This window comes from Vibrio sp. 9-16B-A1 (assembly GCF_056726165.1).
On the sequence record NZ_JBSDZD010000011.1, the window covers coordinates 137,363 to 153,065 of the forward strand.

The 15,703-nt window shown below is 53.1% G+C and carries 14 protein-coding genes; 5 read left to right on the top strand and 9 right to left on the bottom strand.

The window, feature by feature from the left end; translation table 11 throughout:
- Window positions 1-59 precede the first annotated feature (59 nt).
- Window positions 60-824: a hypothetical protein gene (locus ACVB80_RS17545; RefSeq protein ID WP_481082587.1), complete on the bottom strand. Its 765-nt coding sequence runs from the start codon at window positions 822-824 to the stop codon at window positions 60-62.
- Between the two features lie 249 nt (window positions 825-1,073).
- On the opposite strand from ACVB80_RS17545, the gene ACVB80_RS17550 reads away from it, so the two are divergent.
- Window positions 1,074-1,787: an EF-hand domain-containing protein gene (locus ACVB80_RS17550; RefSeq protein ID WP_481082588.1), complete on the top strand. Its 714-nt coding sequence runs from the start codon at window positions 1,074-1,076 to the stop codon at window positions 1,785-1,787.
- Window positions 1,788-1,899: 112 nt separating this feature from the next.
- Here the strand turns inward: ACVB80_RS17550 and ACVB80_RS17555 are convergent, their stop codons facing one another.
- Window positions 1,900-2,133 (bottom strand): glutaredoxin family protein, encoded by a 234-nt coding sequence (locus ACVB80_RS17555; RefSeq protein WP_481082589.1) that lies wholly within the window; start codon window positions 2,131-2,133, stop codon window positions 1,900-1,902.
- 335 nt (window positions 2,134-2,468) lie between these two features.
- Here ACVB80_RS17555 and arfB point away from each other — a divergent pair, with 335 nt between their 5' ends.
- Together arfB and ACVB80_RS17565 are read left to right on the top strand one after the other, a co-directional pair.
- On the top strand, window positions 2,469-2,885 hold the full coding sequence (gene arfB / locus ACVB80_RS17560) for an alternative ribosome rescue aminoacyl-tRNA hydrolase ArfB (protein WP_481082590.1): 417 nt from the start codon (window positions 2,469-2,471) through the stop codon (window positions 2,883-2,885).
- Window positions 2,885-3,829 (top strand): LysR family transcriptional regulator, encoded by a 945-nt coding sequence (locus tag ACVB80_RS17565; protein ID WP_481082591.1) that lies wholly within the window; start codon window positions 2,885-2,887, stop codon window positions 3,827-3,829. Before arfB ends, ACVB80_RS17565 begins: the two co-directional genes overlap by 1 nt.
- Here ACVB80_RS17565 and ACVB80_RS17570 read toward each other — a convergent pair.
- From ACVB80_RS17570 to manA, 6 genes are all read right to left on the bottom strand, one after another.
- Window positions 3,812-4,102 (bottom strand): putative quinol monooxygenase, encoded by a 291-nt coding sequence (locus tag ACVB80_RS17570; RefSeq protein WP_481082592.1) that lies wholly within the window; start codon window positions 4,100-4,102, stop codon window positions 3,812-3,814. The two genes, ACVB80_RS17565 and ACVB80_RS17570, sit on opposite strands and share 18 nt — an antisense overlap.
- A complete protein-coding gene (gene nfsB / locus ACVB80_RS17575) occupies window positions 4,099-4,752 on the bottom strand; it encodes an oxygen-insensitive NAD(P)H nitroreductase (RefSeq protein ID WP_481082593.1) in 654 nt (217 codons plus the stop codon). Before nfsB ends, ACVB80_RS17570 begins: the two co-directional genes overlap by 4 nt.
- 138 nt (window positions 4,753-4,890) lie before the next feature.
- Window positions 4,891-6,708, bottom strand: coding sequence for a PhoX family protein (locus tag ACVB80_RS17580; protein WP_481082618.1), 1,818 nt, complete (start codon window positions 6,706-6,708; stop codon window positions 4,891-4,893).
- A 607-nt stretch (window positions 6,709-7,315) separates the two neighbouring features.
- On the bottom strand, window positions 7,316-8,167 hold the full coding sequence (locus ACVB80_RS17585; RefSeq protein WP_481082594.1) for an alpha/beta fold hydrolase: 852 nt from the start codon (window positions 8,165-8,167) through the stop codon (window positions 7,316-7,318).
- Window positions 8,168-8,257: 90 nt separating this feature from the next.
- A complete protein-coding gene (locus tag ACVB80_RS17590; RefSeq protein ID WP_481082619.1) occupies window positions 8,258-8,824 on the bottom strand; it encodes a TetR/AcrR family transcriptional regulator in 567 nt (188 codons plus the stop codon).
- 275 nt (window positions 8,825-9,099) lie between these two features.
- Window positions 9,100-10,287, bottom strand: coding sequence for a mannose-6-phosphate isomerase, class I (manA, locus tag ACVB80_RS17595; RefSeq protein WP_481082595.1), 1,188 nt, complete (start codon window positions 10,285-10,287; stop codon window positions 9,100-9,102).
- A gap of 236 nt (window positions 10,288-10,523) precedes the next feature.
- Between manA and ACVB80_RS17600 the strand changes: the two genes are divergently transcribed.
- Both ACVB80_RS17600 and ACVB80_RS17605 read left to right on the top strand, forming a co-directional pair.
- On the top strand, window positions 10,524-11,690 hold the full coding sequence (locus tag ACVB80_RS17600; RefSeq protein WP_481082596.1) for an efflux RND transporter periplasmic adaptor subunit: 1,167 nt from the start codon (window positions 10,524-10,526) through the stop codon (window positions 11,688-11,690).
- Window positions 11,687-14,809 (top strand): efflux RND transporter permease subunit, encoded by a 3,123-nt coding sequence (locus ACVB80_RS17605; RefSeq protein WP_481082597.1) that lies wholly within the window; start codon window positions 11,687-11,689, stop codon window positions 14,807-14,809. The genes ACVB80_RS17600 and ACVB80_RS17605 overlap by 4 nt, the downstream gene beginning before the upstream one ends.
- A gap of 51 nt (window positions 14,810-14,860) precedes the next feature.
- Here ACVB80_RS17605 and yidA read toward each other — a convergent pair whose 3' ends face one another.
- A complete protein-coding gene (gene yidA, locus ACVB80_RS17610) occupies window positions 14,861-15,670 on the bottom strand; it encodes a sugar-phosphatase (RefSeq protein WP_481082598.1) in 810 nt (269 codons plus the stop codon).
- Between the last annotated feature and the right edge of the window lie 33 nt (window positions 15,671-15,703).

Here is a 15,703-nt window from a genome sequence, read left to right on the forward strand (position 1 = left end):
AAAGCGACAGGCTCCCAACCGGGAGCCTGCCTGTATCAGCATCTTTCTCAATCCATGCCCTATTTCCTGCTGTCCACCACCAGCAATTTCGCCTGCTGCAGCGCATAGCTGGCTGCCTGTTTCGCACTGCCCTGACGGGCCATTTCACGGGCGGTTGGCAGGATCACGAAATAGATAAGCTCATTGGGATAAATCGCCTGCTGGCGGTTACCGGAATCTGACAGCTGGTACGCTTTCATTCTCAGGCTGAGGATCAGGCTGCTGTTGTCAGCCAGGCCACCAAAAAACGCGCCGAGTTCATGCACTGCGCCGTAAGTGTGCTCAAGCGAAACTTCTGTCGCTGGTGCGAGACGCACGGTAAAGCTGACGCCATTCCTGCGGTCATCTTTGTGAGCCTGTATACCATTCTCATACGCCGCTCCGCTGATAAAAGGCATCGGCTGCTTCTGCCTGTCATCACGCGCCAGACCATCACAGCCTTCAGCCTCCGGCTGGCGGTGACGGAAGCGGTATTCTTCACAGACAAACTCTGAAATAACCTCGCGGGTCGCACTCAGAAGCCCGGGAGACTCCAGTTTTTGCGCCAGATAACTGTCTTTCGCGTACGCCTCGGCAAACACCGGTTTAAGCGCACTGTTAAACTCCCGCTGACTGCTCAGCGCCACCGTATGGCGGTTCTCAATCGCATAGGAAATGATGTTACTGGTATTAGTGATGTTCTTTCCCGGCGCAAAAGACGACCAGGCAAAACTGGGATAGTTGCCGCTGTTGTATCCGGCACTGACGCCAAATGAAACCAGGGATAATAAGATGACACTACGCATAAGCCCTCCAAATCTTCAGAAAGAGTACTGAAATCACTTTATTCTTGAGGGGATGCCCTTCTCAGTTTGCTTTTTTTCCTGCAGTTTCAACAAAAAGTGAGCTCTGTTCAGCAAAAACTGAACAGTATGTAAGCTATTGTTCCAGTCATGAGACCTGTGACCTTTACTCAGCTTTACGCTGCTTTGCGTTACCTTACGTTCAGCGTGCCAGACTATAATTGACAGACAAAACAGACAGAGGGACATATTATGAGCACTTTCAAAATCAGTACCCTTGCCCTGATGGTTGTAATGGGCCTTGGTACCGCAGCTGGCGTCACCGCCGCAGGCCAAAACGCACCAGGGCAGATGCGGATGCAGGCTCCCTCATTTACCCAGTTTGACCTTGATGGTGACGGTCAGATTACCGAGAGCGAGTTCGATGAAGCCAGAGCTGCACGGATTGAACAGCTGACCAGTGAAGGAAAACTCATGGCGAACATGCCCTACGCGCCAACCTTTGAAGAACTTGATGGCGATGGTGATGGCGTGCTGAGCCAAACCGAGTTTCGCCAACATCAGATGATGAACCAGGGTAAGAACCAGCGCGGCACCGGTAAACAGGGCAAAGGCATGGGTCAGGCCAGAATGCAAGCGCCTTCATTTAACCAGTTCGATGCCGACGGCGATGGACAGGTCACCGAAGCGGAATTTGAACAGGCCAGAGCGGAGCGCATCGAGCAGCGCACCAATGATGGCAAGTTGATGAAAAATATCGACAACGCACCTGATTTTGCCACCCTTGATCAGGACGGTGATGGTGTTCTGACCAGCGATGAGTTCCGTCAGCATCAGATGGACATGCGCGGCCAAAACAGCCAGTCCCAGGAAAAAGGTAAAGGAATGGGGAAAGGTAACGGCGGTGGCAAAGGCAATGGCGGCGGCCAGGGCGGTGGTGGTGGTAAAGGCAAAGGAAATAACTGATCGCCTGAGTTAATCCCGCTTTGAAAAACAAACAATAAGGGCCTGATGATTAAGGCCCTTGTTTCATGCCAGATTTATACCCGTCTTCAGAAGTCTCTGATCCGGAGAAGTCTTAGTTTTTGGCGTTGTAGATCTTGTCAAAGTTACCCGGATTCCAGCCAATCATGATCCGGTCACCAATTTTCAGCACCGGCACCGAACGTGCCCCAAGGGCATCCAGCTCTTTACGGCCGCGCTGCATTTTGGCATTGGTCAGGCGATATTTGATCCCTTTCGAATCCAGATAACGCTGTGCATCTTTACAATGCGGGCATTTATCCTTGATATACAAAACTACTCTCTTCATTTGCTGGCTACCGGCAGAAAAACTCAGGCGCGCATACTAACAGTAAGCCAGCATAATGTCAGCTCAGCTGCTCTGTCTGCTCTGCCGGAAAGTTCTGTTCTGCCCTCGGGCCTGGGCCGGTTCCGCTGCAGCATCCGGCAAGAAACATCAGACCCAATATCACGGCTATCGCTCTCATTACCCTCTCCTTTTGTACACCGCACAAACCTCATCAGTATGAACAGCAGACAGCGTTTTGGTGTGACGCGTCGCCAGTTTTGGCTAAAAGGCAGATCCAAATGGCATTTTGGCCTATCATAAAGGCGTTTTTTTCCGGCCCTATTGTGGAATTGATTATGCCCCTGTTTATCTCTAACAACGTTTCCATCGCAGACTGGGAAATCCAGCTCACCGCGATCCGCGCCCAGGGCGCAGGCGGACAGAACGTCAATAAGGTCTCCAGCGCGATCCATCTGCGCTTTGATATTCAGCACTCCACCCTGCCCGACTTCTACAAAGAGCGCCTGTTGGCACTCAAAGACAGCCGGATCACCAAAGAGGGCGTGATCGTCATCAAGGCCCAGCAGTACCGTACTCAGGAACAGAACCGGGAAGATGCGCTGGAGCGTCTGGCCGAGCTCATCCGCTCTGTTACCAAAGTGCAGAAAGCCCGCCGGGCCACCAAACCGACCCGTTCCTCTCAGGCAAAACGGATGGACAAGAAAACCCAGCGCGGCCAGACCAAAGCCATGCGCGGTAAGGTCAGTTACTGATGAAAGCACTCAATGACCTGAGAATTTTTACCGAAACCGCCCGTCAGGGGAGCTTCTCCAAAGCCGCAGATTCGCTGGGCCTGACTCCGGCCGCTGTGAGCGCTGCCATCAAACGTCTTGAAGAGCAAATCGGCTTCCCGCTGTTTGTCCGCTCAACCCGCAGCCTGAGACTGACCAACGAAGGCGAACTGTTCCTTGGCAAAACCGAACAGGCGCTGGATACCCTTCAGTCCGGGCTGGATGAAATCAGTGAAACCCGTGGTGAACTGGCCGGAAAGATCCATATCTCCGCCCCGTCTGATCTGGGCCGCAATCTGGTACTGGACTGGATAAACGAGTTCATTGCGCTCCACCCGAAAGTCAAAATCAAGCTGGAGCTGTCTGACCAACTGGCCGATATGTACAGCCAGCCGATTGATCTGGCGATTCGTTATGGGGAGCCAGCCGACTCCGGTCTGGTTGCCATTCCGCTGTGTAACGCCAACGAGTGGGTGCTGTGCGCCTCACCGGAGTACCTCGCAAACCATCCGCTGATTGAACATCCTCAGGATCTGCTCAGTCACAACTGCCTGTGCTATATGCGCTCGGGAAATTTCGAAAACAAGTGGGTAATGAAGCACAACGATGCCACTGAAACCCTGCTGGTATCGGGCAATCCTGGTACCAATGACGGTGAAGTGCTTCGGCAACTGGCGGTAAAAGGAAAAGGGATTGCCGCCAAATCGATGATGGATGTCAGCCAGGACATCATCGAAGGCAGGCTGATGAGGGTACTGCCACACTGGCATGGCGGCATGGCTCCGCTCTATTCGGTCTGCGCCGACCGCCGAATGATCACCCCGACCATCCGCAAGTTTCAGGAGTTTCTGAGGGAAAAATGCTGCCAGCAGCGTAAAGCGGTACTGGCAGCCATTGAAGCCAAATGTTCAGCCAACAAAGCGTAACGGGCGGATTTGCAAATACTCCACCAGCTGCTGCTCATCGCTCAGTTTCTGAAAGCGGGTAAAGTGCTCACTGGCAATGTGCGCGTCCAGACTCTGCTGAGAACACCATATCTCCTGCATCAGGAACAACCCCGGGATTGAGCTGTCAGCATACAGCTCATACTGGCAACAGCCCTCTTCACTACGGGTGGGCTCCAGAAGCTCACTCAGCAGACTCTCAAGAGCCTGCTCACAGCCTGGGTTAGCTTTTATCTCTGCGATTGTATGGATCATACTTCTGTAAACACCGTTTCCATCGGGAAGCGGGATTTCGGCAGCTTCGCATTAAAGTCTTCTTCAGCATGAAAACCCAGCGGCACAACCGCCACAGCTGTCAGCCCTTTTTCACGCAGGCCAAACTCTTCATCCAGTGCCCTGGCATCAAAGCCCTCCATTGGCAGCGCGTCAATCCCCATCGCACCAGCACCGAGCAATAACGTACCAATATTCAGGTAGACCTGCTTCTCCATCCAGTGTTTTTCATCTTTCAGATCGAAGCGGTGCATATTGACGAAATAAGAACGCCCACCGTGCTGGCCCTGCTTCACTTCTTCGTCAGCAAAACGGCCATCTTTGTCTTCCTGCTCAAGAAGGGTCAGCAGATACTCTTCATCAATTGCTGTTTTGGCACAGAAGACCATCACGTGCGACGCATCGAGCACTTTGCTTTCGTTGAACTGAAACACACCCTGGGTCGCTTTGGCGATTCGTTGTTTGCCTTCCTCACTGCCCGCCAGAATAAAGTGCCACGGCTGAGAGTTAACACTCGATGCGCTCATGCGCACCAGCTCTTTAAGTTCCGCGACCTGGCTCTCACTCAGCTTACGGTTTGGATCAAATGCCTTGGTTGAATAACGTGACTGTGCGGCCTGAACAATACTCATCTTTTTCTCCGGTTTTGTTGTCTGGCGACTAATGTAATGAGTTGTTCGGGTTAGAAAAACAGGAGGAAGATTGAATGATTTTCAAAATATTTTTGAAAAAGGCGGCGCCCAGGCCGCCTCAAAGTGACTGCGGAGCGATTATGCGCCAATCACGCCGCCATCTTTACGGGTGATCATCATCACCGATGAACGCGGCATTTTGTTCCCGCCGTCAGGGAAGTGCGAAGGCGCCAGCTCTTCCCCCGGGTGCTGAATACCGACAAACATGGTTTTATAGTCCGGCGAAAAAGTCAGGCCGGTGATCTCACAGGCCACCGGCCCGGTCATAAAGCGGCGGATCTCCCCGGTTTCCGGGTCACTGCACAACATCTGGTTGTTGCCCATTCCGGCAAAGTCCCCTTCGTTGCTGTACTTACCGTCAGTCTGGATCCACAGGCGGCCAGCCATATCAAAACCGATGCCATCCGGGCTGTTGAACATGTTGTCTTTGTTGATGTTAGCCGTGCCTGCCATCAGCCCCTCATGGACTTCCGGGTTCCCGGCCATGACATAAATATCCCACTCAAAGGTATCCTGGGTGTGGTTACCCGACACCGGACGCCAGCGGATAATATGGCCATACGGATTTTTTGTACGCGGGTTTGCCGGATTAAGAGGCTGCGTCTCTTTGACACCGCGATACTTATTGTTAGTCAGGGTACAAAAGACTGACATGTTGTCCGGATGCACCGCGACCCACTCAGGGCGGTCCATGGTCGTCGCGCCAACCTGGGTCGCCGCTTCGCGGGCAAATATCAGAACTGAGGCCTGATCTTTAAAGCCATTTTCCGGTGTCAGGCCATTTTTGCCCCAGGTCAGCTCAAGCCACTCACCCTGGCCACTGATCTCGCCCTCAGTGCCGGTAAGCTTAGCCACATACAGCGTGCCCTCTTCAAGCAGATCCCGGTTAGAGTCCGCCCCCGGAATGTACTTATTCTTTGAAACAAAACGGTACAGGTGCTCACCACGCTCATCATCACCCAGGTAAACCACCACGTGACCGTCACCGTTCACCGTCAGCGCTGCATTCTCATGCTTAAAACGGCCCAGCGCACTGCGTTTTTTCGGTGTTGAAGCCGGGTTCATCGGATCTATTTCCACTACCCAGCCAAAGCGGTGCGGCTCGTTTGGGTGCTTCGACATATCGAAACGTTCGTCATGTTTGTACCAGTCATAACCACTGTCGTCTTCTGTCAGGCCGTATCGTTTGTACGTTTCACCCAGCTCTGCTTTCTTCGTCGCACCGAAATAACCATTGAAGTTCTCTTCGCAGGTCAGGTAGGTGCCCCACGGCGTCATACCGTTGGCACAGTTGTTGAACGTGCCCAGAATCTTCCTTCCGGATGGGTCCTGGCTGGTTTTCAGCAGCTCGTGTCCGGTCGCCGGGCCGGTCATTTCCATTTCGCTGTATGCGGTAATACGGCGGTTGAGGCGTCCGTCCACATTGGTTTGCCATTTACCGTTGACCTTTTTCAGCTCAATAATCGACACGCCGTGAGCCGCCTGCGCTTTACGCACATCAGCGGCGCTGATTTTGTCGCCCTGGTGAGAGTACAGGTACTCGTTGTTGGTGTATTCGTTGTTGACCGCCAGTACAGCGCGATCGTCAGACAACAGATAAAACGTCATGCCATCGTTGTTATCACCAAACTGACGCTCCTGAGCATAAGCGTCATTACTCTGGCTGAACGATGGTGCGCTTTTCAGCACAGGGTCACCCCAGGAGATCAGGACATCCGCCTGATAGCCCGCCGGTACTTCTACCGAATCGGCGGTTGATGCCGCTATCGCATCAAAACCCAGCAGCGGTGAACGGGTCGCCATGCTTTTTGCTACCGCCAGCCCAACCGGGCTGGCAGCAAAGAACCCAACGGTACCTGCAGCGCCGGTCGCTTTTAAAAACTTACGCCGCGACATCGCCGCATCAACAAAACGGTTGAACTCAGGTTCAGAATCCAGCGGACGCTGGTCATCAGTATTAAATAACTTCACTCTACTTTCCTTTGTCTGACTTTATGTATTGGGCTGATATGCCTTTTTTATGGGGAGACAAAGTAGGTGGTGCAGATTTCAGGGAAATTACAGAAGGATTAATGTTTTATTTTGGGTGCCGATTGTGTTGTAACAGATTTCTGACGTGTTGGAGAAAAGAAATCGCTGTAACTACGGCGCAGTCGCTGCCGCGAAATAAACTATACCCGTGCTGTGAGCAGATCCTGAATCGCGCTTTACCTGATGAGAGAGCGGAATGTTAACGGGAGCGCGTTCAGGATGACCGCAGTATTTGTTACTGGTAATACATCATTTCCTGGTCTCCCACGCGATGACACTATCGTCGTACTGACTTTCTGTCCATAACAGACGTGTCATTCTGAACTTGATTCAGAATCTTCTGCACACGCGTCGTGTTCCCTAAGCGACAGCAACCCACTGAAAATAAAGCGCAATATGTGACTATTCATTGTTACCACGGTCTCCGTGGGAATACATACAGGCGTTAATGTCTGGCTCCGTACCTGACAAACTACCCCGCCAACCGGTCAAACGCCGCCATCACCTGAGCACACTTCATCACCCTGCCGTGGCCCTGCCCCTGAGTGGCAACCAGTTCCACTGCCGGCATCTCCTGCGCAGCCCTTTCGGACACATCAAAGCGGGTGAACTTATCCTGCTCATCGTGAACGATAATAGTCGGCGCTTTTCGCTGTGCCAGTTTTCCATAAGGATCGACGCTGTGAAGCGGGTAGTGATACTGCTCTTCCAGCTCAGATACCACCGCACGGAACAGGCGCATTGAGTAGCCTGAGCGTTTGATACTGCCAAACAGGTTATCCAGATAATCGAGCACCGGGGCGATAAGCAACATTGGCACGTCAGCGATTCTTGCGTGGCGGCACTCGATAGCAGAGGCAGTGCCCATACTGTGAGCAATCACACCGGCAATCGGCTCTTCTACGCTGTCGATGATGGCTTCAAGGCCACAGACAAAGCCCGGAATGGAGCCATAAGCGCCCTGGCTGGTGCCGTGCGCCGGGTGGTCGTATGCCAGGGCGGTAAAGCCGCTGGCGGCGATGTGTTCCATCAGCGGAATGTACTGGTTAGCACTGCCTGACCAGCCGTGGGTCAGCAGCCATACCGGGCCGCTGCCAAGACGATAAGTCGTCAGCTCGCCCTCACGGCTCTCTACCTTACCTACTACCATCTGCTCTGGCTGAGGGTTTTTGGGTTCCATTCTCGCAGGTGTAAGCAGCAACTTACGCGCAGTCTTCTTCGCGTGGGCCGGGGCCAGCAGATGATGGAGGCCGGTTGAAAGGCCCATCAGGCTGCGTTTGATACTGAATTTGTTCGATGTGTTGAAGTAGATCTTCTCACTCATTGTTTTGTCCCTGCTCATAATAGAACGAGCGTGCTTTTTAATTCGGTTAAAAACGGAAGCCGGGCTTATACCACGGCTCCCGCCCTGAAATTACCGCATTTTCCAGCGGGCAAAAATTGCGTCTGTGCCCTGCCAGAAATGGCGTTTACTTGTCTCTTCTCCGTCGATGGAGCTGTAGAGCTGCGCGCTCAAATACAGGCCATACAACTCAAACGTTGCCTGACGCGCGTCCATCGCAGGGTCAAATTCTCCCTGCTGCTGGCCCTTACTTACCTGAATCGTCAGATAGTCGAGCCATACCGCAATGATCTGTTTCAGCTTCTGCTGCACCGGAGAATCTTCGCAGGAACCATCTTTCCAGGCATCAAGAAACATGCAGCTTCCCTGATAAGAGTGATTCCAGTTGAGCCAGTTAGTCAGCAGACGCCGGATCTTCTCTTCAGCAGAAGCAAAATCACTCTCCCGGGCCGGGCTGATCACCCGCTGAATAAACACCTGATTAGCCTGCTCCAGCACACCTATCTGAAGGTTTTCTTTGGAGTTAAAATGCGCAAACAGGCCGCTTTTGGACATGCCGCACTGCTTGGCAAGTTCGCCTATCGTCAGGCTGCCAAGGCCATTTTCGCTGGCGATTTCAAATGCTTTACCGAGGATCATCTCCCTGGTCAGTCTGCCTTTTCCTGCCACTTTTTACCGCCGGTTGTCATGGGTAACGATCATTATTAGCACGATCGTACTTTTTAGCAAGTATAAAAAAGCTCCGGACTAACCGGAGCTCAGTATTACGAACAAACCATCTTACTTAAGGTCTGTAGCGGCAAGGGAGTGCAAGATTTCAAGGTGTTCCTGCCAGGGATGGCAGGTTCAAGCTACAGGGACTGTATTTATGCGACCTTGAAATATTGTGCTGCCTTGACGCAATGCAATAAACGTCAGCAATAAGCGCGGGCAAAACGGCCTTCGCCTTTCACCTGATATTCGCCTGCTTCTGCGCTGACAAAGGCAGAGTGTCCTTTCTCAATCTCCAGCGATTCACCGTTAGCGTGAGTCAGGGTCATCGGTGCATCAACAGCCAGAATGATCTCCGCTGTTACGGCTTTAACCGAAGCACCCTGCGCTGCCTGATATACGCTGAACTTAAAATCAGCCACAGGAACCGGGAAGTGCTCTGCAGCGCCCTCAACTTCAGGGGTGGTCAGCAGTGATTCAGCCGGTTTTGGTTCAAACAGGGTGCACGCTGCCAGCTCTTCGATGTCCATGTGTTTGGGCGTCAGGCCCGCGCGCAGCACGTTGTCTGAGTTCGCCATGATCTCAAGGCCGGTACCTTTGATGTAAGCGTGCGGGGTGCAGGCATCCAGGAACATAGCCTGGCCAGGTTCGAGCGTCAGTACGTGCAGGAACAGAGGCGAAAACAGGCCAATGTCGCCCTGATACTGATCTTTCAGGTCCAGAATAAGGGCAAACGTCTCTTCATCTTTGCGCTTGTCCGCATACGCCAGCAGCTGCTCCAGCGCTGAGTCTTTATCAATGCCGGAAAGTTTGAGCAGGGAAACAAAGAAAGTCTCCAGCCCCTGAGCGTTCTGGTTGATGGCAAATTCCTCGATCATGCTGTCCAGCTCTGCGATATCCAGAGACTGGAAGTTATCCAGAATTTCAGCATAAGAACGGAAACCATTCATGGCCTGATACGGCGTCAGCGCGTAAACCAGTTCTGGTTTGTGATTAGGATCTTTGTAATTACGGTGACCAGCAGAAAGCGGAACACCCTGCTCTTCTTCACGGGCAAAGCCGGCTTCCGCCTGCTGTTTGCTCGGGTGAACCTGAATGGAAAGCGCCTTTTCAGCCGCCAGTACCTTGAACAGATAAGGCAGGCCGCCAAACTTGTCACCAACGCCTTCACCCAATACCAGAGGGTGAGATTCAATCAGTTGGTCGAGACGGACCAACCCTTTTGAGGTCAGAGCCTGAGAGCAACCATTCGGGTGTGCGCCCATCCAGATCTCTGCCTGTGGTTTGTTTTCCGGGTTAGTGATACCAAAAAGACGGGAAATGGAATCCACACTGCCCCATGCGTAATCCTGAATGACATTAGTCATCCGCATAAAAAATTGAGTTGTCATAATCCGTTCCAGAGCGAATAAAAACGTTTGCAGAAAGCAAAGGTTCATCTTACTCATTATTCACAGATTGATAAGTACCCAGCGACATTTTTACCAATATTTTACCGTTCAGACGCATGTCATTAATATCTTTGTCGCGAAAATGAGTCTGACAGCAAAACAGCAAGAAATGTCAGGAATATCAATTATATTTACCCTAGAATGGAGCCCGTCATCATATATTCAGGGACTCACAGATGAAGACTCGTATTCTCCGCTGGCTGGCTCCATTCGCCATTCTGATTGTGGCCGGATTTGGCTTTTACACCGTGAAGGCAAATGGACCGGAAACCGAAGCCACCAAGCCGGTCAGTAGCACGCCCAAAATCAATGCTGCGCCACTCAGCGCCGCTGACCATCAGGTGATCATCACCAGCTACGGTGAGCTCAAACCACTGGAGACCACCTCAGTCGCAGCTCAGGTTTCAGGCGAAGTCAAAGCCTGGCATCCCAACTTTGTTCCGGGCGGCATCGTAAAGCGTGGGGAGGTGCTGTTTTCTGTAGAGTCCGATAACTACGAAGCGGCGGTGCTTCAGGCTCAGGCCGCGGTGGCCCAGGCAGAAGCGGCGCTGATTGAAGAACGCGCCCGCGCCAAAGTCGCCGAACGTCAGGCCCGCAGCCTGAACAAAGACCAGGTCACCGACCTGTACCTGAGAAAACCCCAGCTGCTCAGCGCCCAGGCACAGCTGAAGTCTGCCCAGGCGGCACTTAAACGCGCCAAACGCGATCTGGATAACTGCAACATCATCGCACCGTACGACGCGCTGGTGATTTCCCGCGATTTGGGTCAGGGCCAGTTTGTCACTGCCGGTGCCGAGGTGGCCCGCCTGAACAATATTGAAAGTGCCGAAGTGATGTTCCCTATCGCCGGCTTCGACAGCCGCTTCCTGCCACAAAATGTCAAAGGCGTTCCGGCAATGGTGACTCAGCGCAGCACCCGCTCTCTGAGCCGTGAAGCCCATATTGAACGCGATCTCGGTATCGTAGACAGCGCCACCCGGATGGTGAACCTGGTCGCCCGCATTAAAGACCCTTATGGTCTGGACAGCGCACAGCCATCAATGCATTTCGGCTCTTACCTGGAAGTACGCTTCCACGGAACCACATTGAAACAGGTGTTCCGCCTGCCTCAGGAACTGGTGAAAAACAACCGCGTATGGCTTATGAACCCGGACAATACGCTTAAAGTTGTACCGGTGACCATTGCCCGTGAAGAAGGCCGTTACTTCTACATCAGCGAAGGTCTCAGCGAGGGTGACATGCTGGTCACAACCGTGCCTGAATACCCGCAGCCGGGCATGAAAGTCGAACTGATCAGCGAGTCTGAACAGGCAGAAAAAACTGAAACAGGTGACGCGCTATGAGGGAGCAAAACCAGCCTCAGCGGGGCCCTATCGCCTGGTTTGCCAACAACTCAGTGGCAGCCAACCTGCTGATGTTTTTTATCATCATCATGGGGATCATCAGCTACGCGCTGATTCAGCGCCAGATGTTCCCGAATTTTGAGATCAACTACATTCAGGTCTCAGCAACCTATCCCGGGGTATCCGCTCAGGAGATTGAGCAGAGTATTCTGATCAAGGTTGAAGAGAACATCAAAGACATCACCGAGATCAAGAAAGCCGTGTCCACCGCCTACCGGGGCGGAGGCGAAATATCGCTGGAGATCGACACCAAAGCTGACCTGCAGAATGTGCTGGATAAAGTCAAACAGCGGGTCGATGGCATTGCCAGCTTCCCGGCAGCGATGGAGCCGATCAAAGTCCGCCAGATAGAATGGCGTCAGGACGTGATTGGCATGGTGCTGACCGGAGACCGGCCGCTGACCGAACTCAAACCGCTGGCGAAAAAGATTGAGAAAGAGCTGCTGCAGCTGAGCAATGTCTCCCTGGTTGAGCTCAGTGCCCCCAGCGATGAAATCGCGATTGAGATCCACCCGGATGATCTGCGCACCTACGGCCTGACGCTGAGTCAGGTATCCCAGGCAGTGCAACGCTATTCCGCTAACTTCTCCGCCGGTCAGATCCGTACTGCCAGCGGCATCATCTCGGTGCGGATTGAAAACCAGTATTATGACGGCGAGGAGTTCCGCCAGATCCCGGTGAAGCTGGGCGCTAACGGCTCCAAAGTGCTGCTTAAAGACATCGCTACCATCAAAGATGGCTTTACTGAAGGTGAGCGTTACTTTAAGTACTCCGGCAATAACGCGATGTACCTGTCAGTTAAAGCGACCAAAACCCAGAACATGGTGCCGGTAGCCAAAACTGTTCATCAGTATATCGAAGCGCGAAACCAGACCCTGCCCCACGGCATTAAGCTGGAAACCCTGATGGACATGACTCACTACCTCAATGCCCGTCTGGATATGATGCTGACCAACCTGCTGCAGGGCTCGGTTCTGGTAGCGCTGATGCTGGGGATCTTCCTGCGCTTTAAGCTCGCGATGTGGGTAATGGTTGGCCTGCCGGTCTGCTTCCTTGGCGCAGTGATGATGATGCCGCTGTTTGGCATCAGCCTGAACATTATCTCCCTGTTCGCGTTTATCATGGTACTGGGCATCGTGGTTGATGACGCCATTGTAATGGGAGAAAGTGCCTGGACCGAGATAGAAAGGCACGGCGGTGGGGTGCGTAACGTGGTCACCGGCGTCCAAAAAGTCGCAACGCCAGCCACGTTCGGCGTACTGACCACCATCGCGGTATTTGCCCCGTTTGTGTTCTCCACCGGGCCGGAAAAGGCGTTCTTCTTCGGCATCGCTGTCGTGGTTATTCTGTGTCTGGTGTTCAGCCTGATCGAGTCCAAACTCATTCTGCCTGCTCACCTGGCGCACACCCACTTTACCCCTATCAAACCCGGCAGCTGGCGGGCGCGGTTCAACACCCGCTTCTTCCGCTTTGTGAATCACAGCTATCGGGGATTTATCGAAAAATGTACATACTGGCGCTGGAGTGTATTCGCCCTGTTCATTGGCCTGCTGATGATAAGCATCGCCATGGTTCTGGCCGGTTTTGTGCGCATGGTGCCCAACCCTAAAGTGCCACACGATTTTCCTGCCATAACTTTTGAGATGAACAGTAACGTCTCTGACCAGCAGACCATCGATACCCTGCTTAAAATTGAACAGGTGGTAAAACAGGTCGAAGCAGAAACGCTCGAAGAGTACTCCGCTCCGATGGTCCGCGATCTGATGACCATGAACATGGGCCGGACCAAAGGCCAGTTGTTCGCACCACTGGTGGATGAAGAGGCTCGTCCTTACAACACCTTCGAGCTGTCCAGGCGCTGGCGTGAAGCCATGCCAGCCCTGCCCGGCCTGAAATCCCTGACCATCATTGATGATGTGACCGGCGGCGGCAAAAACGATGAGTTCGGTTACCTGCTCTACGGGCCGGATCTCGACGTGCTCAATGAAGCCGGGCGCTATTTCATCTCTCAGCTTCAGCAGCAAAATGGCCTGTTCGATATCAGCTCCTCGATTGATACCGGCAGCCGGGAAGTGCAGCTGAAACTGGCTCCGGTCGCCTACGATATGGGACTGGATCTGGCAACGGTGGCCAGCCAGGTCGGCGGCAGCTTCTACGGTGGTGAGGCCCAGCGTATCATTCGTGACGGCGAGGAAATCAAAGTCATGGTGCGCTATCCGAAACTGACCCGGGAAGCAATGGCATCACTGCGTCACACCCTGATCACTACCCCATCCGGCTCTCAGGTGATGCTGGGCGATGTAGTGGAAATCATCCAAAAACCAGGCATCAACGAAATCCGTCGTGAAGGGGGCTATCGTACCGTGTACGTTTATGGTTCCATTGACGAGCAGACTATTGAACCGGATAAAGTGGTAGCGCGGATTGAGCAGACGCTGCTGCCGGAGCTGAAAGAGAAGTACCCGCAGATCAAAACCGAGCTCGGCGGTACGATTGAAGAGCAGCAGCAACAGCGTCAGGAGCAGATCATGTTCTTCGCCGCCGGTATGCTTATCGTCTACATTCTGCTTGCGGTGCCACTGCGCAGTTACAGTCAGCCGCTGATCATCATGTCGGTGATCCCCTTCTCCCTGACCGGGGCGATTTGGGGACACATGCTGTTTGGCCTGGACCTGAGTATGATGTCGACCTTCGGCCTGATTGCAGCAGCTGGTGTGGTTATCAATGACTCGCTGGTGATGACCGATTACGTCAATGGTGCCCGCCGCAGGGGTGCTGACATCAAAGAAGCCGTAGTCGAAGCTGGCTGTGCCCGGTTCCGGGCCATTACCCTGACTTCCATCACTACCTTTGTGGGGGTACTGCCGATCATGTTCGAAACCAGCCTTCAGGCGAAATTCGTGATCCCAATGGCGGTAGGTCTTGGCTTTGCGGTGCTCTACGCCACCCTGCTCACCCTCGTACTGGTACCCTGCCTGTACCTGATGCTGCAGGATATTAAGAACCTGGGCAGCAGCGTTATACGCAGGCTCCGCCCGGCCCGAATCCAGACCAGCTGATAAAACGAAGCCGGGCATTTGCCCGGCTTCATCATCTTTGTCAGTCAGACATTACGCTGACAGCACAAACTTCTCAATCGCCGTCGCAACGCCGTCCTGATCATTGCTGTCGGTGATGTAGTTGGCTACCGCTTTGATTTCATCAGTCGCATTACCCATCGCAATGCCCATACCGGCGTATTCCAGCATGTGCTTGTCGTTACCTGCATCACCCATGCAAATCACTTCAGAAGCATCGATGCCCATCATTTCAGCCAGCATAGCGACACCAGAACCTTTATGACTGCCAAGGCGCATAAACTCCAGGAAGTACGGAGCGCTCTGTACTACAGTGTACTTTTCTGTCACGTAATCCGGCATGTTGCCAATCGCTTCGCTCAGAATTTCCGGCTCATCAATCATCATCACCTTCATCACCGGCTCTTCGTCAGCCAGTTCAGTAAAGTCCATTGTGGTTACCGGCATACGGTTAATGTCACTTTCCAGCTGAGTGTAGGTGCTGTTCTTTGGTGTGATCAGCCCCTGGGACTGGCTGAAAGCGTGAATGTGTACGTTCAGGTCACGCGCCACACCGGCCAGGTTTTTCGCATCAGCACCGGTCAGAATACGGCTGCGAACCACTTCACCGCTTTTCACTTTCTGCACCACTGATGCGTTATAGCTCAATACCAGATCATCTTCATCTGTCATTCCCAGCTGTTCCAGGTAAGGCTGCATACCCGGAGTCGGGCGGCCGGAAACCAGCACCACTTTCACACCTTTAGCGCGCGCGGCATCAATCGCGTCTTTGTTACGCTGAGAAAGGGTTTTATCTGAGTGAAGAAGCGTGCCATCCATATCGAGGGCAATGAGTTTATACATAACGACATCCAAGCAAAAAATGAGAAACAGGCC